This is a genomic window from Streptomyces sp. SAJ15, from assembly GCF_007595705.1.
Taxonomy (GTDB): Bacteria; Actinomycetota; Actinomycetes; order Streptomycetales; family Streptomycetaceae; genus Streptomyces.
Genome location: NZ_NISY01000010.1, coordinates 61,467 through 83,982 on the forward strand (window position 1 = coordinate 61,467; position 22,516 = coordinate 83,982).

The 22,516-nt window shown below is 75.0% G+C and carries 13 protein-coding genes, 1 pseudogene and 1 riboswitch; of the genes and pseudogenes, 8 read left to right on the top strand and 6 right to left on the bottom strand.

Going from position 1 to position 22,516, the window contains the following annotated elements; translation table 11 throughout:
• Nucleotides 1-268 precede the first annotated feature (268 nt).
• Nucleotides 269-622, top strand: coding sequence for a hypothetical protein (locus tag CD790_RS23640; RefSeq protein ID WP_144385336.1), 354 nt, complete (start codon nucleotides 269-271; stop codon nucleotides 620-622).
• A gap of 91 nt (nucleotides 623-713) precedes the next feature.
• On the opposite strand, the gene CD790_RS23645 is transcribed toward CD790_RS23640, so the two are convergent.
• Complete coding sequence (locus CD790_RS23645; protein WP_144385337.1) at nucleotides 714-1,913, bottom strand: C40 family peptidase; 1,200 nt, start codon at nucleotides 1,911-1,913, stop codon at nucleotides 714-716.
• A gap of 6 nt (nucleotides 1,914-1,919) precedes the next feature.
• Nucleotides 1,920-2,104, bottom strand: a riboswitch (cyclic di-AMP (ydaO/yuaA leader).
• A gap of 172 nt (nucleotides 2,105-2,276) precedes the next feature.
• Between CD790_RS23645 and pcrA the strand changes: the two genes are divergently transcribed.
• Entirely contained in the window at nucleotides 2,277-4,808 is a 2,532-nt protein-coding gene (pcrA, locus tag CD790_RS23650; RefSeq protein WP_144385338.1) for a DNA helicase PcrA, read from the top strand.
• Between the two features lie 167 nt (nucleotides 4,809-4,975).
• Here pcrA and CD790_RS23655 read toward each other — a convergent pair whose 3' ends face one another.
• From CD790_RS23655 to CD790_RS23665, 3 genes and pseudogenes are all read right to left on the bottom strand, one after another.
• Nucleotides 4,976-6,430 (bottom strand): PLP-dependent aminotransferase family protein, encoded by a 1,455-nt coding sequence (locus CD790_RS23655; protein WP_144385339.1) that lies wholly within the window; start codon nucleotides 6,428-6,430, stop codon nucleotides 4,976-4,978.
• 85 nt (nucleotides 6,431-6,515) lie between these two features.
• Nucleotides 6,516-8,168, bottom strand: coding sequence for a M23 family metallopeptidase (locus CD790_RS23660; RefSeq protein ID WP_144385340.1), 1,653 nt, complete (start codon nucleotides 8,166-8,168; stop codon nucleotides 6,516-6,518).
• 405 nt (nucleotides 8,169-8,573) lie between these two features.
• Nucleotides 8,574-9,368, bottom strand: a pseudogene (locus CD790_RS23665) (esterase/lipase family protein); the annotation flags it as partial.
• 390 nt (nucleotides 9,369-9,758) lie between these two features.
• Between CD790_RS23665 and CD790_RS23670 the strand changes: the two are divergent.
• The gene (locus CD790_RS23670; protein WP_144385342.1) at nucleotides 9,759-10,169 is read left to right on the top strand and encodes a cobalamin B12-binding domain-containing protein; all 411 of its coding nucleotides are present in this window, start codon (nucleotides 9,759-9,761) and stop codon (nucleotides 10,167-10,169) included.
• A 199-nt stretch (nucleotides 10,170-10,368) separates the two neighbouring features.
• Here the strand turns inward: CD790_RS23670 and CD790_RS23675 are convergent, their stop codons facing one another.
• Together CD790_RS23675 and CD790_RS23680 are read right to left on the bottom strand one after the other, a co-directional pair.
• Entirely contained in the window at nucleotides 10,369-12,111 is a 1,743-nt protein-coding gene (locus CD790_RS23675) for a DUF5691 domain-containing protein (RefSeq protein WP_144385343.1), read from the bottom strand.
• A 688-nt stretch (nucleotides 12,112-12,799) separates the two neighbouring features.
• A complete protein-coding gene (locus CD790_RS23680) occupies nucleotides 12,800-14,296 on the bottom strand; it encodes an SWIM zinc finger family protein (RefSeq protein ID WP_144385344.1) in 1,497 nt (498 codons plus the stop codon).
• Nucleotides 14,297-14,437: 141 nt separating this feature from the next.
• On the opposite strand from CD790_RS23680, the gene CD790_RS23685 reads away from it, so the two are divergent.
• From CD790_RS23685 to CD790_RS23710, 5 genes are all read left to right on the top strand, one after another.
• Nucleotides 14,438-15,595 carry an AAA family ATPase gene (locus CD790_RS23685; protein ID WP_144385345.1) on the top strand — a complete coding sequence of 386 codons (1,158 nt, stop codon included), beginning with the start codon at nucleotides 14,438-14,440 and terminating at the stop codon, nucleotides 15,593-15,595.
• A gap of 83 nt (nucleotides 15,596-15,678) precedes the next feature.
• Nucleotides 15,679-18,486 carry a DUF5682 family protein gene (locus tag CD790_RS23695; RefSeq protein WP_399218135.1) on the top strand — a complete coding sequence of 936 codons (2,808 nt, stop codon included), beginning with the start codon at nucleotides 15,679-15,681 and terminating at the stop codon, nucleotides 18,484-18,486.
• 17 nt (nucleotides 18,487-18,503) lie between these two features.
• Nucleotides 18,504-19,778 carry a VWA domain-containing protein gene (locus CD790_RS23700; protein ID WP_144385454.1) on the top strand — a complete coding sequence of 425 codons (1,275 nt, stop codon included), beginning with the start codon at nucleotides 18,504-18,506 and terminating at the stop codon, nucleotides 19,776-19,778.
• Nucleotides 19,779-19,953: 175 nt separating this feature from the next.
• Nucleotides 19,954-20,925: a hypothetical protein gene (locus CD790_RS23705; RefSeq protein WP_144385346.1), complete on the top strand. Its 972-nt coding sequence runs from the start codon at nucleotides 19,954-19,956 to the stop codon at nucleotides 20,923-20,925.
• 99 nt (nucleotides 20,926-21,024) lie between these two features.
• The gene (locus tag CD790_RS23710) at nucleotides 21,025-22,407 is read left to right on the top strand and encodes a hypothetical protein (RefSeq protein ID WP_144385347.1); all 1,383 of its coding nucleotides are present in this window, start codon (nucleotides 21,025-21,027) and stop codon (nucleotides 22,405-22,407) included.
• The last annotated feature ends 109 nt before the right edge of the window (nucleotides 22,408-22,516 follow it).

Sequence of the window (22,516 nt, forward strand, 5' to 3'; positions counted from 1 at the left end):
GACGAGGAGCGGGCCGGCGTCTGGAGGAGGACGCTAAGCCCGCGCGCGGGGCCAAGGCGGGGCGATGCGGGAGAGTGAATGGATTCGGCGGCTTGGCGACCGGAGCTGAGAGCTTGGGCGGCGGGTCGCCGCAGGTGAACGCGCGGGCTTGACCGAGCTTCCGAAGGCGCCGCGGCCGCGGTGCGCGCGATGGTATACGCGCCCGGCGGCGAGCGGCACGGCACCCACGCGGCCTGCCGGCGCCCCGCCGCGGCTACGCTCCGAGGCCATGAACGTACTGATCAACGTCTTCGTCGGCCTCCACATCATCGGCATCGCCGCCCTGCTCGGGGGCTTCCTCTCGCAGACGAAGGCGATGCGCGCGGGCGAGGCGCGGATGACCCCGGGCATGCTGCACGGCGCGCTCACCATGCTGATCACCGGCGTGGCCCTGGTCGGGCTCAACCAGGCCGACGACCAGGCGGTCAACAATCTCAAGATCGGCATCAAGATGGCGCTGCTGATCGTGATCCTCGCGCTGGTCTACGTGAAGCGGGACGAGGAGCGTGTCCCGAACCCGGTCTTCGGCCTGGTGGGCCTGCTGACCACGGCGAACGTCTTCATCGCGGTGCTGTGGACCTGAGCGGGCCGGGACCGGGGACGCCGGTTCCCGTACCCGCCGGTTCCCACGGCCGTCCGCCGCGGCGCCCCGGGGTGAGGCCGGGCGCCGCCGGCTACGCCGGGCGGACGTTGCCGTAGATCGGCATCTCCGTGATCGGAGCGATCTTCACGATGTCGCCCGGCTTCGGCGCGTGGATCATCATTCCGTCGCCGATGTAGAGCCCCACATGGCTGATGTCGTCGTAGAAGAAGACCAGGTCACCCGGGATGAGCTCGGACGTCGCCACCCGCTGGCCGACCTTCACCTGGTCCCAGGTGGTGCGCGGCAGGGTGACCTCGGCGGCCTTCCAGGCGGCCTGGGTGAGCCCCGAGCAGTCATATGAATCGGGGCCGGTCGCTCCCCAGACGTACGGCTTGCCGAGCTGGGCCCGGGCGAAGGCGATCGCCCGCTCCGCCTTGGTGGCGTGCGAGCCGGAGTCGCTCCCCGGGCCCGAGCCGGACCCGGTGTCGGTACCGGTCCCGCTGTCGCCGCCGGCGTCCTGGTCGGGCGTGGGCTGCCGCCTGCGCCGCTCGGCCTCCTCGCGCTGCCGCTCCTTCTCCGCCAGCTCGGCGGCCTTGCGGCGGGCCTCCGCCTCCTTGCGCCTCTCGATCGCCGCCAGTCGCGCCTTCTCCTCGGCGGTCAGCCGCGACAGCAGCGTGCGGGCCTCCGCCAGCTTGCCCTGGACGGTCTCCTTCTTGGTTCGCAGCCGCCTCTGCGACTCGGACAGCCGGGTCAGGCTCCGGGCGGCCTCGGCGCGCTGGGTGGCCGCCTCCGCCGTCTGGACGCGGAAGTCGTCGACCGCCTCCTTCTGGCGGCCGGTGAGCCGGTCCATGAGGTGGCTCCGGTCGAAGAAGTCCTGCGGGTCGGAGGCGAGCAGCAGGGTCGCGGTGTTCGCCACCCCGCCGTGCCGGTACTGGGCCGCGGCGTACGAGCCCAGGACGCGGCGTGCCTCGTTGAGCTTCTCGGTGCGCCGCGCGGCGTCCTCGATCATGCGGTCCACGGTGGCGCGCTGCGTGTCCGCGCGCTCCTTGGCCGCGTTGTACTCCTGGGTGGCGGTGCCCGCCTCCCGGTAGAGCAGCTCGACCCGCTCCCTGACCTCCTCCAGCGTCGGCTCGGGCGCGCGGGGCGCGGCCTGCGCGCTCGGGGCGGCCTGGGACAGCAGGGTGACGGAGGCGAGGGCGGCGGTGGTGACGCCGACGGCCGTCCGGCGCCCGGCGGGCGCGGACTGGATCCGGGCGGATATCCGGGGGCGCGGTTTGCGGTGCGACGCCAAGGAGGCGCCTCCTTCCGTGGACCGCCTACCGGGTTAGCTGTCGGGTTCGGGCGTCGGAAGGCTGCCCTACGGTCCGTACGGGCCGGCATCGAGCGAGAGCACCGATGGCCGGTGGTCCGATACGGTCTGATTCACCCCGGTCCTGCGTGTGGGTCCCCGGCTCCGGGTGCCTGGTGGGGCAGGGCCGGACTCGACGGAGGCGGCCCGTGCCGGCGCGGTCGCCGACGGGCGGTGCGGGCCGCTTGGGCGAGCACGCTAGCCAACGCGCGGGGCCCCTGGGAAGCCTGCTGTTCGATTTGCCCCGATACCATTCCGTGACTTCGTCGGCCCGTTGTCGGTGCGGACGCCTAGACTCGTGTGGCGATGAGCAGCAGCCTCTTTGACGACAGCTTCCTGGCGGGCCTCGAACCCTCGGGCGAGGAGCCCCCGCCGCCGCCCGAGGACCCCGAGGACGTCGGGTACGCGGCCGCGGAGGAGGTGCCGCACGACCTGTTCGGCGACACTTTTAACGTGCCCGCACCGAGGGAGCCCAGGGACACCCACTACCGGGACGGCGCCCCCCGCCCCGCCGTCGACCCGGCGGCGCTGCTGGAAGGGCTCAACGAGCAGCAGAGGGCGGCCGTCGAGCACTCCGGCGGACCGCTGCTGATCGTCGCCGGCGCCGGCTCCGGCAAGACCCGGGTGCTGACCCATCGCATCGCCCATCTGCTCGGCACCCGCCGGGTGCACCCCGGCCAGATCCTGGCGATCACCTTCACCAACAAGGCCGCCGGCGAGATGAAGGAGCGCGTCGAGGACCTGGTCGGCCCGCGGGCGAGCGCCATGTGGGTGATGACCTTCCACAGCGCCTGCGTGCGCATCCTGCGCCGCGAGTCGAAGAAGCTCGGCTTCACCTCCTCCTTCTCGATCTACGACGCGGCCGACTCCAAGCGGCTGATGGCGCTGGTCTGCCGGGACCTCGACCTGGACCCCAAGCGCTTCCCGCCCAAGTCCTTCAGCGCGAAGATCTCCAACCTCAAGAACGAGCTCATCGACGAGGAGACCTTCGCCGGCCAGGCCGCGGACGGCTTCGAGAAGACGCTCGCCCAGGCGTACGCGATGTACCAGTCGCGGCTGCGCGAGGCGAACGCGCTGGACTTCGACGACATCATCATGACGACGGTCAACCTGCTCCAGGCGTTCCCTGACGTCGCCGAGCACTACCGCCGTCGCTTCCGCCATGTGCTGGTCGACGAGTACCAGGACACCAACCACGCGCAGTACACCCTGGTGCGCGAGCTGGTGGGCACCGACACCGAGGAGCTCCCCGCCGCCGAGCTGTGCGTGGTGGGCGACGCCGACCAGTCGATCTACGCCTTCCGGGGCGCCACCATCCGCAACATCCTCCAGTTCGAGGAGGACTACCCGCAGGCCAGGACGATCCTGCTGGAGCAGAACTACCGCTCCACCCAGACCATCCTGAACGCCGCCAACGCGGTCATCGAGCGGAACGAGAACCGCCGCCCCAAGAACCTGTGGACCGAGGCCGGCGCCGGGGCGACGATCACCGGCTATGTCGCGGACACCGAGCACGACGAGGCCCAGTTCGTCGCCGACGAGATCGACCGGCTGACCGACGACGGCCACGCCAAGGCCGGCGACGTCGCCGTCTTCTACCGCACCAACGCCCAGTCCCGCGTCTTCGAAGAGATCTTCATCCGGGTGGGCCTGCCCTACAAGGTCGTCGGCGGTGTGCGCTTCTACGAGCGCAAGGAGGTCCGGGACGTCCTGGCCTACCTGCGGGTGCTGGCCAACCCCGAGGACACCGTCCCGCTGCGGCGCATCCTCAACGTGCCCAAGCGCGGCATCGGCGAGCGCGCCGAGGCGATGATCGAGGCCCTCGCGCTGCGCGAGAAGATCTCCTTCGCGCAGGCGCTGCGCCGCGTCGACGAGGCGTACGGCATGGCGGCCCGCTCCAGCAACGCCGTGAAGCGCTTCAACACGCTGCTGGAGGAGCTGCGCACGGTCGTGGAGTCGGGCGCCGGTCCCGCCACCGTGCTGGAGGCCGTCCTGGAGCGCACCGGCTACCTCGCCGAGCTGCAGAACTCCACCGACCCGCAGGACGAGACCCGCATCGAGAACCTCCAGGAGCTGGCCTCGGTCGCCCTGGAGTTCGAGCAGGAGCGCACCGAGGCCGAGCCGGGCACCCTCGCCGAGTTCCTGGAGCGGGTGGCCCTGGTCGCCGACTCCGACCAGATCCCCGACGAGGACACCGAGGGCACCGGCGTCATCACCCTGATGACCCTGCACACCGCCAAGGGCCTGGAGTTCCCGGTGGTCTTCCTGACCGGCTTGGAGGACGGCGTCTTCCCGCACATGCGGGCGCTGGGCCAGACCAAGGAGCTGGAGGAGGAGCGCCGGCTGGCGTACGTGGGCATCACCCGCGCCCGCGAGCGGCTGTACCTGACCCGGTCCACCATGCGCAGCGCCTGGGGCCAGCCCTCGTACAACCCGCCCTCCCGCTTCCTGGAGGAGATCCCCGACCAGTACCTGACCTGGAAGCGGACCGGGCCGTCGACACCGTCGGCCAGCATGGGCGCGCTGGGCTCGCGGGGCTCCGGGACGTCGATGGGCGCGATGGGCGCCATGGGCGCGGTCTCCGGGATCACCTCCGCCCTGTCGGCCTCCTCCGCGGCCCGCGGCAAGACGGCTGCCAGCGGCTTCGCCACCCGCCGCGCCAAGGAGCGCCCCGTGGTCGCGCTGGCCGTCGGCGACCGGGTCACCCACGACACCTTCGGGCTCGGCCGGGTGGTCGGGCTGAAGGGCAGCGGGGACAGCGCGGAGGCGACGATCGACTTCGGGGACGAGAAGCCGAAGCGGTTGCTTCTGCGGTACGCGCCTGTCGAGAAGCTCTGACGCTCCGCTAGGGGTGCGGGGGGAGTGGGGGCGGGAGGCTGAGGCCGTCTCTTGCCTGCGGGCCGGTTGTGGCTGAGCGCGCGGTTCCCCGCGCCCCTGAGGGGGACGCCTGGTTCGCGGTTCTGGGGCGGGCCCGCTGGGGCTGAGCGCGCGGTTCCCCGCGCCCCTTACGGGGTCTGGGCTGGGGGGAGGGTGCGGCAGAGGGCCTGTAGGGCGTCCGGGTAGGCGTGGTCGGGCGGGGTCGCGTAGCCGACCACCAGCCCGTCGACGGGGGGTGTGGGGCACTCGGGGTGGCGGTAGGGCGCCAGGCCCTCCAGGGCCAGGCCCTGCCAGACCGCGTCGCGCACCACGGCCCGCTCGGTGCCCGGCGGCAGGCCCAGCACGGCGTGCAGCCCGGCGGCGATGCCGGTGACGCGGATGTGCGGGGCATGCTCGGCGAGCGCGGCGACGAGCTGGTCGCGGCGGCTCCGGTAGCGCTGCCGCATCCGGCGTACGTGCCGGTCGTAGCCGCCCGACTCGATGAAGTCCGCCAGCGTCAGCTGCTCCAGGGCGCTGGTCCACGGCTCCCGCTGGCCCTTGGCCGCGATGACCGGCTCGACCAGATGGCCGGGCAGCACCATCCAGCCCATGCGCAGCGCGGGGGAGAGCGCCTTGCTGACGGAGCCCAGGTAGACGACCCGGTCGGGGTCCAGGCCCTGGACCGCGCCGACCGGCTGCCGGTCGTAGCGGAACTCCCCGTCGTAGTCGTCCTCCAGCACCAGCCCGCCGCCGGTCCGCGCCCAGTCGACCACGGCCGACCGTCGCTCGGGGTGGAGCGGGCCGCCGGTGGGGAACTGGTGGGCGGGGGTGAGCAGAACCGTTCCGGTCCCGCGCGCCGTCGGGCCGGACAGCGCGTCGACCACGGCGCCGTGCTCGTCGATGGGCAGCGGGACGGTGCGGACTTCGGCGTCGGCCAGGAGGGAGCGGTGGAAGGGCAGCCCGTAGGACTCCACGGCGAGCGGGGCGGGCCCGTCGGCGGGCGCGCCGGACCACCCCAGCACCCGGGCCAACAGCCGCAGGGCGCCGGCGAAGCCGGTGCAGATGACGATCCGGTCGGGTTCGGTGCGGACACCGCGGACGCGGGCGAGGTACTCGGTCAGGGCGCGGCGCAGCTCGATGCGGCCGTGGGGATCGCCGGGGCCGAACGCCTCGTTGGGGGCGACGTTCAGCGCCCGACGGGCGGAGGCCAGCCAGGCGGCACGCGGGAAGGCGGACGGGTCGGGCTTGCCCTGCACCAGATCCAGGACCGGGCGGGCATGCGGCTGCGGCGGGCGTCGACGCACCGGCGCGGGGCGCAACGGTTCGGCACGTCGGGCGACGCGGGTGCCGGAGCCCTGACGGGCGGTCAGCCAGCCCTCCGCGACCAGCTCGGCGTAGGCGTCGGCGACGGTGTTGCGGGCGATGCCGAGGTCGGCGGCGAGGGACCGGTAGGGCGGCAGCTTGGTTCCGGGGGCCAGCCGCCCGGTGCGGATGGCGTCACGCAGGGCGCGCATGAGGACGGCGCGGCGGCTACCGGCGCCGGTGAGCTCAAGGTGGAGGTCGCTGCCGAGGGTCTCGGCGGCTCTGAGCCAAGAGTCCGTCATGGGACGGAGCCTAGGTGGTGGGCCCGGGGGGACCGCGGGGTGGTCGCGGCTGTGACGGCGGGCGCGGCGCGGGGTCGCCGGCGGGCTACATCGGGTCGAGCCCGTGGCTGCGCAGCCACGGCACCGGGTCGATGGCCGAGCCGCTGCCCGGGCGGACCTCGAAGTGCAGGTGGGGGCCGGTGGAGTTGCCGGAGTTGCCGGAGTACGCGATGACGTCCCCGGCCTTCACCGAGCCACTCCGGATCTTGGTGGTGCTGAGATGGCAGTACCAGGTCTCGGTGCCGTCGGGGGAGGTCACTATCGCCATGTTTCCGTACGCGTTGTTCCACTGGGTGCGTACGGTGCCGTCGGTGGCGGCCATCACCGGCGTGCCGTAGCTCACCGGGAAGTCGATGCCGGTGTGCACCGACATCCAGTTGATGCCGGCCTGTCCGTAGCCGGCGCTCAGTCCGTGCTGGGCGACCGGGAGGGCGAACTTCGGCCGCAGCCGCTCCTTGCGCGCGGCCTCCTCCGCCGCCCGCTTCCGCTCGGCCTCCTGACGTTCCTTGAGGTCGATGCGCTCCTGGGTGCGGCTGGCGCGGTTGGCGAAGTCGTCGGCGTTGCGGGTGACCCCGGCGAGCTGGGTGTCCAGCTTGCTGTTGGCGACCGACGCCTTGACGGGCGGGGCGTCCTTGGCGGCCTGCGTCGTCTTGGACTCCTCCTTCGAACCGCTGCCGATGCCGCTGACGGCGGCCGCGGCCACCGCGGTCACACCCATGATGGCGACCGAGGGGACGGCGACGGTGAGGAGCGCGGAGCGCTTGGGGCGGGCGGCCGCGGTGCGGCGGCGGGCGCGCGCTCCGTCGCGGCGGGCGGACTCGCGGCGCGGGGCGTCGGCGTGGGATGCCGCGTCCGCGTCGGCGTGCGGCGCGACGAGGACGGGTTCGGCGTCGTCCGGGTCGCCGTGGAGCTCCGGATCCGGGCGGGGCGCGTCGTCGGCGTGCGCGGCTGCCTCGGCGGCCGTGGAATCCCCCTCGGGCGCGGGGTCGTGCCGGGGCTGCTCGCCGTCCTGGGCCCAGAGGGCGGCGTCCCAGGTCTGGGTCAGACCGGTGTCGGTTCCGGTACCGGTGTTCCAGTGGCCGGTGTCGTATGAGGCGCCGGTGTCGTACGAGCCGGTGCCGTGCGAGCCGGTGTCGTGCGAGCCGCCGGTGTCGTACGAGCCGGTGGCGTGCGCGTCGTAGCCGCCGGGGGCGGCCGCCGCCTCCCAGGTCCCGCCGTCCCAACCGCCCGAGGCGTCGGCGGCGTCCCAGGATCCGGTGTCCCAACCGCCGCTGTCCCAGGAGCCGCTGGTGTCCACGGCGCCGTGCTGGGCGGGGATGCCGGCCTGACCGGAGGCGTCGGCGACCGGCTGGTAGTCGGCACCGGACCAGAGCGCGGAGGTGTCGTACGCGCCGGAGTCCCAGTGCTGCGTGGCGTCGCTGGAACCGGCGGCCCACTGGGTGGCGTCGTACTGACCGCCGGTGTCGTACGAGCCGGTGCCGTGCGCGTCGTAGCCGGAGTAGGCGCCGGTGTCGTAGCCGGCGAGTTGGTCGAAGGAGCCGGTGGAGTAGACGTCGGTGCCGGTGACGTAGCCGTCGTACGCAGCGTAGGAGTGCGTGGAACCCTGCTGCTCCTCATAACCCCCGTAGTGCGGGGTGTAAGAGGCGTCGGGAGCGGGGACGGTCGGGATGGAGCTCCCCGACGGGTGACGGTCGTTCACCACCAACTTCTCTTTCGCCTCGGCAGCAGGAGCTGGGGGTCTGGGGGGATCCCCAGGGCGGTGCAGTGCGGCGACTGTACCCGGCAGTATGCGACGGCGACAATCTTCGGCGGGGCACCGGCGGCACCCGAAAGGGCTTTTGGCCGTCTTTCGGCTGTCTGAACGCCATTGCTTGGCCCGGCGTTCGAATCGCGTTCGGGGAATTCGTCGGTGTGTTCAGGCGACCGAGGCGGTGCCGGAAGCGTCCGCCGGTGGGTCCGGAGGGCCGTCCTGCGTGCGTTCCGGTGGCTTCTTCGAGCGAGGGTTGGACCGGGCGTCTCGGCGCGTCGACTTCGGCTCGGTCGACTTCCGGCCGGCCTCGTCCCGTCCTTCCGTTTCGGGGTGTTCCTCCGCTTCCGGTTCGATCGGGGACCCGTCCAGGGCCTGCCGCACCCCGGTGGCTATCGCGGGGTGCACCGGGAGCGCGAGATGCCCGACGCCCTTGACGCAGACGTTCTCGGCCTGAAGGTCGGGGTGGTCGATCTGGGCCGTCTCGACGGGCGTCATCACCTGGTCCATGTCGCTCCAGAAGCTCACGAACCGGGTGCGGCAGCCCGGCGCGGGCAGCCGCAGCTCCGCGATCACGGTCGAGTCCGGGCGCATCTGGCGCACGATGGGGTGCGCCGAGAGCAGCGGCGCGGCGCGGGTGCCGCTGTGCGGGGTGCCGAGCGTCACCAGGGTGTGGACGCGGGCGTCGCCGCCCAGGCGCTGCACGTAGTAGCGGGCGATCAGCCCGCCGAGGCTGTGCCCGACCAGATCCAGCCGGCGCTGGCCGGTGCGGGCGCAGATCTCCTCCACATGCTTGCCCAGCAGCTCGGCGGCGGTGCGGATGTCGCAGGTGAGCGGAGAGTAGTTGAGCGCCTCGACATGGTGCCGTCCGTGCTGACGCAGCGAGCGGCGCAGCAGCACGAAGACGGATCGGTTGTCGATGAACCCGTGGAGCAGAAGGACGGGCCTGTGAACCTGGCTTTCGGGAGATTTCGGCGCGCGCTCGGACGACGAGGGTGCCGAGTCCTCCGGCGGGTGCTCCTGCGCGAACCCCGTCGGGTACAGCAGGACGTGCGCGGCGAGCACCGCCACGTCGACGGCGGTGGCCCTCACCAGTGCCGTAGAGGAGCGCAGTGGGGAGAGTAGGGAATGGGGAAAGGGAATGGCCCTCATGGCGCCGACCTCCCGAAATCGGCACGACGGGGGGCGGCTCTGCCCCCGTGTGCCCTTGCGGGCAGCCGAGGCGGGGTGGGTGGGGGCCGGGCCCGGATGGACGGCCCGGCTCTTGGGCGGACCGCACCGCCGCGCCGTGCGGCTACGGCGCGGCGGTGCGATTCCCCGCTGCGGCTCCCTGACAGCCGTACACGACTCTCGTGTGCGTCCGCCTCGACTGCCTCTCGGCGTCGGATGCGGACCGGTTACGACTGTTTCCGATCGTGTCCCATATGTGATTTCCCCCTCGCCGCTCGCCGCGAAACTGCCGCGTGCGGGAAGCTGGGGATAACGTTCGTTCACCGCTTACGGGCGGTAACGGCTGTCGTGCAACGGAGCATGGAGGCAGTGATGGGAGTGACTGGTCCGATCCGCGTGGTGGTGGCCAAGCCGGGGCTCGACGGCCACGACCGCGGGGCCAAGGTCATCGCGCGGGCGCTGCGCGACGCCGGTATGGAGGTCATCTACACCGGCCTCCACCAGACACCGGAGCAGATCGTGGACACCGCGATCCAGGAGGACGCCGACGCGATCGGCCTGTCCATCCTCTCGGGCGCGCACATGACGCTGTTCGCGAAGGTGCTGGAGCTGCTGCGCGAGCGCGACGCGGCGGACATCAAGGTCTTCGGCGGCGGGATCATCCCCGAAGAGGACATCCCTCCGCTCAAGGAGCAGGGCGTCGCCGCGATCTTCACCCCCGGCGCGACCACCACCTCCATCGTGGAGTGGGTGCGGGAGAACGTCCGCCCGGTCGCCGCCTGAGGGACCCTGAGGGACCCTTCCCGCCTCCCGGCCCCGAGGGGACGCCGGGAGGCACCCCCATGCCACCGCGACCGTGGCGCCCGCAGCCACCGCGCCGTGGCGCCCACAGCCACCGCGACCGTGCGCGACGGGGATGGCGGGGGCCGGTGGTCGTGCGGCGGCAGCACCGTCGGGGCCGCCCGGCGGCAGGCCGGTCCCGTCACGGGGCGGGGGGCGAGCCCGCCGGGTCCGGGGTGAGGAGTTCGGCGCGCATGGTGGCGCGCAACCGCAGGGTGCCGACCAGCCGCTGGAAGGCTTCGGACCAGTAGCCGACCGCGCCGGGAGAGCCGTCCTCCGGATCGTCCGGGGCGGCGGTGAGCACCTCCAGGCGATCGGCCTGGGACGGGTCGAGGCAGCGCTCGGCCAGCCCCATGACGCCGCTGAAACTCCACGGGTAGCTACCGGCGTCCCGGGCGATGTCCAGGGCGTCGACGACCGCGTGGCCCAGCGGCTCGGCCCAGGGCACGGCGCAGACGCCGAGCAGTCGGAAGGCGTCGGACAGGCCGTGGGCGGCGATGAACTCGGCCACCCAGACCGCCCGCTCCGCGGCGGGCAGCGCCGACAGCAGCTTGGCCGGGTCGCGCCAGGACGCCGCGGTGGCGGCGGCCGCGAGCGCCGCCTCGCCCGCCGCGGGCGGCGTGCTGAGCGGCTCCGACGGGGCGCCGAGCAGGGCGCGGGACCAGGCGGTGTCGCGCTGCCGGACGGCCGCCCGGCACCAGGCGGCGTGCAGGTCGGGTTGCCAGCCGTCGGCCACGGGCAGGGCCACGATGGCCGCCGCGTCCAGCCCGCCGAACCACTCCGACCAGCGCTCCAGCGGAGTCGCCTCGACCAGCTGGCCCAGCCACCAGGCCCGCTCCCCGCGCCCCGCCGGCGGCTTCGCGACGACCCCGTCGCGCTGCATCCCGCCGTCGCACTCGACCGGCGCCTCGACGGCGACGCGCGCCGCCGTGCCGTCCGGCGCCACCTCCAGCGTGACGTACGCACGGGTCCGCTCGGCCATCCGAGCGGCGAGGGCGGATCCGGGGAGCGCGGAGAGCAACTCGGCGGCGGTGGCGCGCACATTGCGGCTGCGATCGGACAACGCCGCCTCGAGGAACGGCTCGTCGCCGGCCGACAGCTCCTCGCGCAGCGAGTCCAGGAACATCAGCCGGTCCTCCGCGCGCTCCGTCGCCCAGGTGCCGGCGAGCAGCGCCAGGCCGGCGGCGGGGTCGCGGTGCCGCACGGCGCCGAGCACCGCGACGCGCTCCGCGAACAGCCCCTCCTGCCAGCGGGGTTCGGCCGCCCGTAGCAGCGCCTCCGTCGTCTCCAGGGCGGCGCCCGAGGGGGCGGGGCCGAGCGCCGAGGGAAGCCCCGCGGCCGGCGGACGCCCGGCGGCCCCCCGCCGGGCGAACTTCCACTCCGGGTTGAGCGCGGCCAGCCACAGGGCGCGCGGCCCGGCGAGCACGAGCGCCTCCGGGCGCAGGTCGGTGCGGGCTCGGGCGGCGTCGAGCAGGGCGGGGAGCAGCGCGGCGGGCGCGCGGTAGCCGCGCTCGTTGGCGAGGGCGAGCCACTGCGGCAACAGCTCGGTGAGGTCGGGGGCGGCACGCGTGCCGGAGTGGCCACCGGCGGAGCGGTCCGCCAGCAGCAGTGCCAGCCGTCGCCGCGCGGCCGGGGGCAGCGGCGGGCGCGGGTCTTCCGGCGCGGCGGCGGGGGCGGCCCAGGCGGCGGCGGGCCGCAGCCCGGCCCGCCGGGCCACCGTGCTGAGCGCGGCGGCGTCCAGCAGCGCGGTTGGTGCCTCCTGCCCGGGGCGCGGGGTGACGGGCGGCCGGCGGCGGTCGGTACCCAGCAGGGCGGCGGCGAGGAGGTCGTCCCAGGCGGGGACGGCTCCGGCGCGGTCGTCCGCGTCGGTCGCGGGGTGGTTCACGGCGTCCTCCGTCTGTGCGGGCGGTCGATGGTCGGGCGGAGTCGGTGGGGTCGGGTCCGGTGAGGTCGGTCGTGGCGGACGGTCGTGGCGGTCGTGGCGGTCGTGGCGGACGGTCGGTCGGGCGGGTGGTGAGATCGGTCGTGGCGGCCGGTCGGGCCGGTCGGGGCGGTCGGTCGGGGCGGTCGATCGGGTGTCGCGGAAGGGCGGCGGTCCTCGGGGCCGCCCGTCGCGGGACCCGGCCACGGAGTCAACCGTGGCCGGGGGCGCAGCCCCCCGCGGGCCCGTACGCCGGGCCCGCGCAGGCAGCTCGTCTCGGGAGCGGTCCATGACCAGGCACGGAGCCCGTCGCCGGCCCGGGGCGCCGGCTCAAGCGGCCGGCTGCGGGTGTCGGTCCGGGCGCCCGGCCGGCGTCGGCCTCGGCGGTGGGCCGGGCGTCGGCCTCGGCGGTGGGCCGGGTCGCCGAGGTGCTCGGGTACGGCGGCCGTGTGGGCGGTGCTCATGAGTCCGGGCGAGTGAGGTCGGCGTCCATGGGGCCGGGTGGTCCGGTCGGGGCTCATGGGCCGGTTTGGGTGAGGTCGGAGGCACGGGGCTGAAGCCGCGGGACCGGGTGGGGCGGGACTCACAAGGGCACGAGGGCACGCGGCACGGGGCATGGGGGCCTGGCCCGCGGGGCCGGGTGGGCTGGGACTCACAAGGGCACGGGAAGGGGGTCCCAGGTCGTCACGGGGCTGAAGCCGCGGTGGCCGCACTCGCCGAAGACCGTGATCGGGCCGCCGCCGGAGACGGCGGCGAGCTGCCACAGGTCGGCGCGGCCCAGGCAGCGCGGGTCGACGGGGAGGGCGGTGCCGGTGCGGGTGTCGGCCAGCTGCCAGCCCTCCCCGCGGGGTATCGGCGTGACCTGCGCGAGCACGGTGGGCCAGGCGTCCAGCCACGGGTCCGCCCGCAACGCCTCCCCGTACGTGGCCAGGGCGGCGGCCGGGTCGACGCCAGGCGGCGGCCCCGGTTCGAGCCGCGCGGGCGCGGACTCGGCGCGGCGGGGGCCCAGCACCGCGCGGAGCGGCCGGGCCGAGGGGTAGTAGACGAGGTCGGCGTCGAGCATCAGGCCGGTGGGGAACGCGAGCTCCGGCGCGCGGCCGGCGGCGCCGAACGAGAGCAGCAGCGCCATCCGCTCCGTGCGCTCCCCGCGCAGCCAGATCCGGCGCGTGGTGAGCCTGCCGTCGGCGCTGTCCTGCTGGCCCAGCACCAGCCAACGGTCCCGTACGGCGGGGCCCGAGGAGAGCACCTCTGCCGCGTTCGAACTGATGCCGACGCGGGCGCGGGTGGTGGCGGCCAACTCCTCGGGCAGCTCGTCCAGATGGAGATAGCCCTGGTTGAGCAGGTGGATGAGCGCGGCCTCCTCCAGCAGTCGGGCAGGCCAGCCGGGGCCGGAGGCCCGGATGGCGCCCAGCTCGCGGACCCGCGCCTCCAGCCCGGGTGCCTGGGCGTCCACCATCCGGGCCGCCGTCTCGTCCCATGTCGCGTACGCGGCGTGCGAGTCGTCGGCGTCGCCGGTAGCGGCCAGTCCGTCGCGCAGCAGGTCGGCCAGGCGACGTTCCAACTCCGTGGCGCCGGCCGCGATCCGCTGACTACGGCGCTCGGCCCGCCGCCGGGCCGCCACCGGATCGGCGGCCCCCGAGCCACCCGGGCCACCCGAACCCCCCGGGCCCTTCGAGCCCGCCGTGTCGTCGGCACCGCCGGCGCCGGGCGTCGCACCCGCCGCCGCACGCTCGGACCGCCGCCGCCGACCGCTCAGCCACCGCTCGGCCCACGGCGGCGGCTCGGTCGCCTCCCGTACACCCCCCTCTCCCGCCTCGCCCGTCGCCCACAGCAACAACAGGCCCAACGCGTGTTTGCACGGAGACTTCCGGCTCGGGCATGTGCACACGGCGGTCGGGCTGGTCGGCCCGGAGAGATCGACCACCGTCTGGTACGGCGTCCCTCCGCCGCCCTTGCAGAGCCCCCACACGGAGGCCCCCGGCGAAGACGCCCCCGCGCCCCCGCCCGGGTCCACCGCGACGCTCGTGACCGTCCCCGTGTCCGACCACGGATCGGCGGTCGCGAGCCTGCTGCCCGCCTTGCGTGATGCGGCGTCAGGAGCCAGCTCCAGCACCTGCTCCGCCGTCCAGCGTTCCCCCTGCGGATTCATGTCCACGACGTTAGATTCCGCCACTGACAATCGCCCTGGCCTGCACGTTCGTTGACGCCGGACCGATTGTCAGTGGGGTGGTGCAAGGTGGTTCTCAGATCCGGATCCCGGACCGAGTGACGAGCTGGGGGAGCTGTGACCATGACTGTGCCCGGACCCGCGGACACGCCCTCGACGCCGGCCCAGACGCCGCCGTCCACCCCGTCCCCGACCCAGGCCCCGGCCGCTCTGCGACCGCATGCCGAGGACGCCTTCGCCGATGAGCTGAAGGCCCTCGCGGCCGCCGACGACCGGCCTCGGCCGGAGCGCTGGCGGCTCTCTCCCTGGGCGGTGGCCACCTACCTCCTGGGCGGCACGCTGTCCGACGGCACCGTCATCACCCCGAAGTACGTGGGCCCGCGGCGGATCGTCGAGGTCGCCGTGACCACGCTGGCCACCGACCGGGCGCTGCTGCTGCTCGGCGTGCCGGGCACCGCCAAGACCTGGGTGTCGGAGCACCTGGCGGCGGCGGTCAGCGGGGACTCGACGCTGCTGGTGCAGGGCACCGCCGGCACGCCGGAGGAGGCCATGCGCTACGGGTGGAACTACGCGCGGTTGCTCGCCCACGGCCCCGGCCGCGAGGCGCTGGTGCCCAGCCCGATCATGCGGGCCATGGCGCGGGGGATGACCGCCCGGGTGGAGGAGCTGACCCGCATCCCCGCCGATGTGCAGGACACGCTGATCACCGTCCTGTCGGAGAAGACGCTGCCGATCCCGGAGCTGGGGGAGGAGGTCCAGGCGGTGCGCGGCTTCAACCTGATCGCGACGGCCAACGACCGTGACCGGGGCGTCAACGAGCTCTCCAGCGCGCTGCGCCGCCGGTTCAACACCGTGGTGCTCCCGCTGCCCGCCACGCCCGAGGCCGAGGTCGACATCGTCGCCCGCCGCGTCGACCAGATCGGCCGCTCGCTCGACTTGCCCGCCGTGCCCGAGGGCGTGGACGAGATCCGCCGGGTGGTCACCGTCTTCCGCGAGCTGCGCGAGGGCGTCACCTCCGACGGGCGCACGAAGCTCAAGTCGCCCTCTGGCACGCTCTCGACGGCCGAGGCCATCTCCGTGGTGACCGGCGGCCTCGCCCTCGCCGCGCACTTCGGAGACGGCGTGCTGCGCGCGGGCGACGTGGCCGCGGGCATCCTGGGCGCGGTCGTCCGCGACCCGGCGGCGGACCGCGTCATCTGGCAGGAGTACCTGGAGGCGGTCGTCCGCGAGCGCGAGGGCTGGAAGGACTTCTACCGCGCCTGCCGTGAGGTGAGCGCGTGACCGCGTCGCGGCGGGGGGCGCGCGCTCCGCGCGGGGGGAGCGCGCCGGGCGGCGGTCGGCCGGGCGCCGGGCCGGGTCCCGTCCTGCTGGGCGTGCGGCACCACGGGCCGGGCTCGGCGCGAGCGGTGCGGGAGGCGCTGGACGCCTGCCGGCCGGCGGTGGTGCTCATCGAGGGACCGCCGGAGGCGGACGCGCTGGTGGGCCTCGCAGCCGACGAGCGGATGCGGCCGCCGGTGGCGCTGCTGGCGCACGTCGTGGACGACCCGGGGCGCGCGGCGTTCTGGCCGCTGGCGGAGTTCTCGCCGGAGTGGGTCGCCATCCGCTGGGCACTGGCCCACGAGGTGCCGGTGCGCTTCATCGACCTGCCCGCCGCGCACTCGCTCGCGCTCGCCGCCGCCGAGGAGGAGCGGGCCCGGCGGCGGGACGCCGATGCGGCGCGTCCCGACGGGACGAGCTCCGCCGCCGGGGGCCGCGATGCCGTGGGCGCCGGCCCGCGGGAGCCCGAGGTGGTCGAGCGTGAGGCGGTCGAGCCCGCCGGTGAACCGGCCGGCGCCGGCCCGGACATCGGAGCGACCCGCGTCGGCCCGGCTGCCGTCGGCCCGGAGGCCGGCGGTCCGGCAGCCGGTGTCCCCTCCGGTGACGACCCCGCCATCGTTGACCCGTCCGGCGGAGACGCGGAGGCGGCCGACCCGCGTGTGGACCCGTTGGCCGTGCTCGCCGGGGCGGCGGGGTACGACGATCCGGAGCGCTGGTGGGAGGACGTCGTGGAGCACCGCCGCGCGGCCGCGTTCCAGGAGGCTCGAGACGTCGACGCGGACGACAGCCACGCCGCCCGTGTGCTGGCCCCGTTCGAGGCGCTGGCCGAGGCCATGGCCGAGTTGCGCGCCGCGTACGGGCTCGGGGGCCACTCCCGCGATGCCGTGCGGGAGGCGCACATGCGGCTGCGGCTGCGTGAGGCACGGCGGGAGTTCGGGGACGCGGTCGCGGTCGTCTGCGGGGCGTGGCACGTGCCGGCGCTGTCCCAGAAGACGACCGTGACCGCCGACCGCGCCCTCCTCAAGGGGCTGCCCAAGGCCAAGGCGGAGTTGAGCTGGGTGCCGTGGACGCACCGCCGTCTGGCCCGACACAGCGGTTACGGCGCCGGCATCGCCTCGCCCGGCTGGTACGCCCATCTCTTCCACGCGCCCGACCGCCCCGTGGAGCGCTGGTTGACCCGGGTCGCCACCCTGCTCCGCGCCGAGGACCACGCGGTCTCCTCCGCCCATGTCATCGAGGCGGTGCGGCTCGCGGAGACGCTGGCGGTCATGCGCGGCCGCCCGCTGGCCGGACTGACGGAGACCCTGGACGCCGTCCGCGCGGTGATGTGCGAGGGCTCCGAGGTGCCGCTCGCCCTGGTCCGCGACCGCCTGGTGGTCGGTGACGAGCTGGGCGAGGTGCCCGACTCCGCACCGGCCACCCCGCTCCAGCGGGATCTCACCCGCGCTCAGCGTTCGTTGCGCCTCAAGCCGGAGGCGCAGGAGCGCGAGCTGGACCTGGACCTGCGCAAGGACACCGACGCGGCGCGCGGCCGGCTGCTGCACCGGCTGCGGCTGCTCGGTATCGACTGGGGCGTCCCCGCCCGCTCCGCGCGGGCCAACATCGGCACCTTCCGCGAGACCTGGCGGCTGTGCTGGGAGCCGGAGCTGTCGGTACGGGTCGCCGAGGCGGGGGTGTGGGGGACCACCGTGCTGTCCGCCGCCACCGCCAAGGCGGAGGCGCTGGCTGTGGGGGCGTCGACGCTCGCCGAGATCACCGAGCTCGCCGAGCGGTGTCTGCTCGCCGGCCTCTCCGACGCGCTCCCCGTGGTGATGCGCGCCCTGGCCGACCGCGCCGCGCTCGACGCCGACGTCGGGCACCTCGCCCAGGCCCTGCCCGCCCTGGTCCGTTCCGTGCGCTATGGAGATGTGCGCGGGACCGACACGGCGGCCCTCACGGACGTGGCCGCCGGTATCGCCGAGCGCGTGATCGTCGGCCTGCCGCCCGCCTGCGGCGGGCTGGACCGGGACGGGGCGGCCGAGATGCGCCGCCATCTGGACACCGTGCACCAAGCGGTCGGCCTCCTCGCCGAGGCGCGGTCCGGCCCGGTGACGCCTGCCGCGAGTGGTCCCGGCGACCCGTCCCCAGCCGGCGATCACGACCCGGGAGCCGGCGGTGACGACCCGGGCCGGCTGCCGCCCCCGCACATCCGCTCCGACATGGACGGGCTGGACACCCGGTGGCGCGGCGCGCTGCGTGGGCTGGCCGACCGGGACGGCGTGCCGGGGCTGATCCGTGGTCGGGCGGCGCGGCTGCTGCTGGACGATGGGTCCCTGGCCGAGGGGGAGGCGGCGCGGCTGATGCGGCTGGCGCTCTCGCCGGGCACCGCGCCGCCGGAAGCGGCCTCCTGGATCGAGGGCTTCATCGGCGGCGGCACGGGCGGCGGGATGCTCCTGGTGCACGACGAGCGGCTGCTGGCCCTGGTGGACGGCTGGCTGACCGGTGTGCCGGCCGACTCCTTCACGGATGTGCTGCCGTTGCTGCGGCGCACGTTCTCGGCGTACGAGCCCGGGGTCCGCCGCACCCTGGGCGAGCTGGTCCGCCGCGGCCCGGTCGACCGGTCGGGGGCCGCGGGAGCCGGCGGCCCTCCGCGCACCCCGCCCGCGCCCGGCTTCGCCCCGGAGCTCGACCCGGCCCGCGCGGCCGCCGTGCTGCCGACGCTCCGCCTGCTGCTGGGCCACCACCACCCCGGCGGTCCTCACCACCCCGGCGGTCCTCACGACCCCGGCGGTCCTCACGATGCCGGCGGTCTCCACGATCCCGGCGGTCGCCATGAGGCCATCGCCACGACGACCGGCGCGGAGGGGCGCGCATGACCAGTGAGGTGAGCGACATGACCGACGTGACCGCGGCCGCCGCGGAGGGGCGCGGCTTCGACGCCGGCACCGCCGACACCGCCGACACCTTCGAGGCCCGCGAGCGGCTGCGCCGTTGGCGGCTGGTGCTGGGCGGCGACGGGGGCGGCGCGGCCGACGGCACGGGGTGCGTGCTGGGAAGTCGGGACGCCGCGATGGACCGCACCCTGGAGGCGCTCTACGGGGGCGACGGCGGCAGGGGGCCCGGCGGGCCCGGCGGCCCCGGTGGGGCCGGCGCGGGCGGTGGGGCCGCGCGGTCCGCGGGGCTCGGCGGCTCCGCGCCCCAAGTCGCCCGCTGGCTCGGCGACATCCGTGCGTACTTCCCCACCTCGGTGGTCCAGGTCATGCAGCGCGACGCCATCGACCGGCTCGGGCTGTCGGCGCTGCTGCTGGAGCCGGAGATGCTGGAGGCGGTCGAGGCGGACGTGCACCTGGTGGGCACGCTGCTCTCGCTCAACAAGGCGATGCCTGAGACCACGAAGGAGACCGCGCGGGCCGTGGTCCGAAAGGTGGTCGAGGACCTGGAGCGGAGACTCGCGTCCCGCACCCGCGCCACGCTGACCGGGGCGCTGGACCGCTCGGCCCGGGTCAGCCGTCCGCGCCACCGTGACATCGACTGGGACCGCACCATCCGGGCCAACCTGAAGAACTACCTGCCGGAGCACCGCACGGTCGTGCCGGAGCGGTTGGTCGGCTACGGCCGGGCGGCGCGCGGGGTGCGCAAGGAGGTCATCCTCTGCGTCGACCAGTCGGGCTCGATGGCGGCGTCCGTCGTGTACGCCGCGGTGTTCGGCGCCGTGCTCGCCTCGATGCGCTCCATCGCCACCCGGCTGGTCGTCTTCGACACCGCCGTCGTGGACCTCACCGACCAGTTGGACGACCCGGTGGACGTGCTGTTCGGGACCCAGCTGGGTGGGGGCACCGACATCAACCGGGCGCTGGCGTACTGCCAGTCGCGGATCACCCGGCCCGCCGACACCGTCGTGGTGCTGATCAGCGATCTGTACGAGGGCGGCATCCGGGCCGAGATGCTGAAGCGGGTGGCGGCGATGAAGGCGTCGGGGGTGCGGTTCGTGTCGCTGCTGGCGCTGTCGGACGAGGGCGCGCCCGCGTATGACCGGGAGCACGCGGGGGCGCTCGCGGCGCTCGGTGCGCCGGCCTTCGCCTGTACGCCCGACCTGTTCCCGGAGGTGATGGCGGCCGCGATCGAGAAGCGTCAACTGCCCATACCGGACAAGGCGCCGCAACGGTAACCGGGGGGTTGCGCGGGCCCCCGCCCCTCGTGCAAGGATCAAGCCACCGGCCGGAACGTGTGGTCATCCGTTCGCCCGGCCAGTCCAGACTCCCCGTCACCACCCCGTCGTAGCGCGCGGGCCCCGCCATGCCGGGCACCGCGGCGCACCGTCGTTCCCAGGGAAGGTTCCGCTCGTGTCCGTCGCGTTCACCCTCTCCGCCGCCGTGCGCTTCTCGCGCACGGTCGCGGTGCGGCGGGCGCTGCTGACCGTGCTCCTCCTCGGGGGCTTCCTGGCGCTGGCGTTCGTCCTCGGCGGCACCGCTCAGGCCGCGGAGCGGGGCGAAGGGGCAAAGGCCCCTGTCGGTGCGGGCGGGCCAGGCGTCTCCCAGGCGCTCGACCCCCGGGAGTCCGGCGTCGACCACGAGGTCGACGCCACCGAGACCCGTGACGGAGCGGGGGACGCGGCCGCCGTGCGCCGCCCCCGCTCCCTCAGCCCCGTCGAGGCCGTCAAGGTCGTCGAGGCGACGCGCCAGCGGACCGTGGAGCGCGTCGTGTCCACGGCCGAGACCGCGCGGTCCGTCGAGACGGTGCTACGGGAGGCCGTGCGGCCGGTCACCGAGCCGGTGGAGCGCATCGCCGCGCCGGTCGGCGAGGTGGTGCGCGACACCACCGGTGCCCTGCCCGTGGACCCGGTCGGCGACGTCGGTCCCGGGGCCGGCGAGGGCGCCCGCCCGGCCGACCCGACGACGTCGGATGACGCGACCCGACCGGCGGCCGACGGCCGTGCGACGCCGGACGTCACCGCGTCCGACCGCCGAGCGGCGGCGTCGACCGATGCCATCAACACGCCAGCTACACAGGGCCGTTGGAGCGTTGCCGTCCCGTCGGCCGATGCCGCCGACGATGCGCGGCGCCCTGTGGCGCGGGTGGCTGACGGCCGGTCACGCGACGGGGAGTCCCCGGTGCCGAGCCGGCTCCCGCGGGCCCCGTACGGGACGGTGTCCTCGTCCGCCGGCGACGGCGGCGCCCCTCGCGGCGGGGATGCGCCCGCCGCCCTGCCGCCGTCCGGCGTGGCCCGCTTCGGGCTGGCGCCCGGCGCGGTGAGCGGCGACAGCTCCGCGCCGACGCGCGAGCGCTACCACGAAATCCTCGAATTCCCCGGCTAGGGCAGACCGTCTCCCCCGTCTGCTGAAGACCTGCCGCGCGGGGGCGGGACAGGTCTGCCCGTTCGCCAACTCCACGAATTCGAAGGACTTTCCTCCACCATGCGTACCAACCTTCGCCGTTCCATCCTCGTCGCCGCCGCTGCCACCGGAATCTGGGCGCTGGGCACCGCGGCCGCCAGTGCCGACGAGCGTCCCGAGGCGCCGGCGACCGACGCCGTGACCAGCACCGTGAGCGGCGCCACCGACACCGCCAAGGGCGCACTGCCGGCCGAGGACCTGTCGACCGAGAGCGTGTCGACCGGTGCGCTGGACGGCGTCACCGACACCGCCGACCTGGGCAAGGTCACCGACCTGGGCGAGACTGCGGACCTGGGCGAGACAGCCGAGCTCGGCAAGACCGCCGACCTGAGCACGGCGACCGACCTGGGCAAGGGCACGGACCTGGGCAAGGTGACCGACCTCGGCAAGACCGCGGACCTGGGTAAGGCCGCGGACCTGGGCAAGGCGGCCGACCTCGGTAAGGCGACCAAGCTGGGCAAGGCCGGGGAGCTGGGCAAGGCGGCCGACCTGGGACAGGCCCGCCGGGCGGTGGACGGGGCGGCCGAGCGCGCAGGCGACGTCGCCGACCTCGACGGTCTGTCCGGTGAGGTTCCCGGCGCGCTGTCGGACATCCCGGTGGTCGGTTCGCTGCCGTCCGTCCCGGCGGTCCCGTCTGTTCCCTCCACCCCCTCCGTGCCCTCCGCCCCCGGCGCCCCGACCCTGCCCGCCGAGCTGCCCTCGCTGCCCGCCGGCGCCGGCTCCGCCGATGACCTGCTCGCCGCGCTGGCAGGTGCCGGCGTCCGTCCCGAGCAGCTGACCGGCACCGCGCAGGGCGCCGTCGCCCAGACCCGCCCGACCGTCGACCGGGTGGCCGGCGACGTGCTGCCGCCCGTCGCGCGCCCGGTCGTCGTCGAGGCGGTCCCGGTGGCCGAGCGGGCCGCCGGCGACACCGGCGCGCTGGCCGAGCACGCGACCGGGGCCACCACCCCCTTCGCACGGACCGTGGCCGGCGGTGCGGTGTCCCTCACCACCGGCGCCACCGAGGGGGCCTACGACCTCGCGGGCGGGGTGACCGGCGATGTGCGGGGGCTCGCGGGCGACGCGACTGGGTCGGCGGGGGTCCTGGCCGGCGACGCGACCGGTGACGCCCGGACCTTCGCCGACGGAGTGACCGCCACGGCCGCCCCGTACGCCCAGGTCCTGACCACCACCGCGGTCGCCGACGGTCGGCGCGCCGCCGACAACGCCGTCTCCGGTGCCCAGCGGATCCTGCCGGCCGTCCCCGCCGACCTGAGCAACGCCGCCAACATTCCGGCGCTCCCGGCCCTGCCCACCGGGGCCGACCTGCCCACCGGTGCCGAGCTGCCGACGACCCCGCCGGCCGTCGACGGCGTCCCGGCGACCCTCCCGACGCTGCCCGCGACCGGCGGTCTCGGACTCTGATCCACCCGTGCCGCCATTCGGCCGTACGGCGGTACCGCCGAATGGCACGGGCGCGACGGCGCTGACCCGACCGACCGGGCGGCCCCCTTTGGGGAGGGGGCTGCCCGGT

Coding starts and splice junctions, on each gene's coding strand:
- CD790_RS23640 (WP_144385336.1), top strand. CDS start 269: ATGAACGTACTGATCAACGTCTTCGTCGGCCTCCACATCATCGGCATC.
- pcrA (WP_144385338.1), top strand. CDS start 2,277: ATGAGCAGCAGCCTCTTTGACGACAGCTTCCTGGCGGGCCTCGAACCC.
- CD790_RS23655 (WP_144385339.1), bottom strand. CDS start 6,430: ATGACGGACTCTTGGCTCAGAGCCGCCGAGACCCTCGGCAGCGACCTC.
- CD790_RS23670 (WP_144385342.1), top strand. CDS start 9,759: ATGGGAGTGACTGGTCCGATCCGCGTGGTGGTGGCCAAGCCGGGGCTC.
- CD790_RS23680 (WP_144385344.1), bottom strand. CDS start 14,296: ATGAATCCGCAGGGGGAACGCTGGACGGCGGAGCAGGTGCTGGAGCTG.
- CD790_RS23685 (WP_144385345.1), top strand. CDS start 14,438: ATGACTGTGCCCGGACCCGCGGACACGCCCTCGACGCCGGCCCAGACG.
- CD790_RS23700 (WP_144385454.1), top strand. CDS start 18,504: ATGACCGACGTGACCGCGGCCGCCGCGGAGGGGCGCGGCTTCGACGCC.
- CD790_RS23710 (WP_144385347.1), top strand. CDS start 21,025: ATGCGTACCAACCTTCGCCGTTCCATCCTCGTCGCCGCCGCTGCCACC.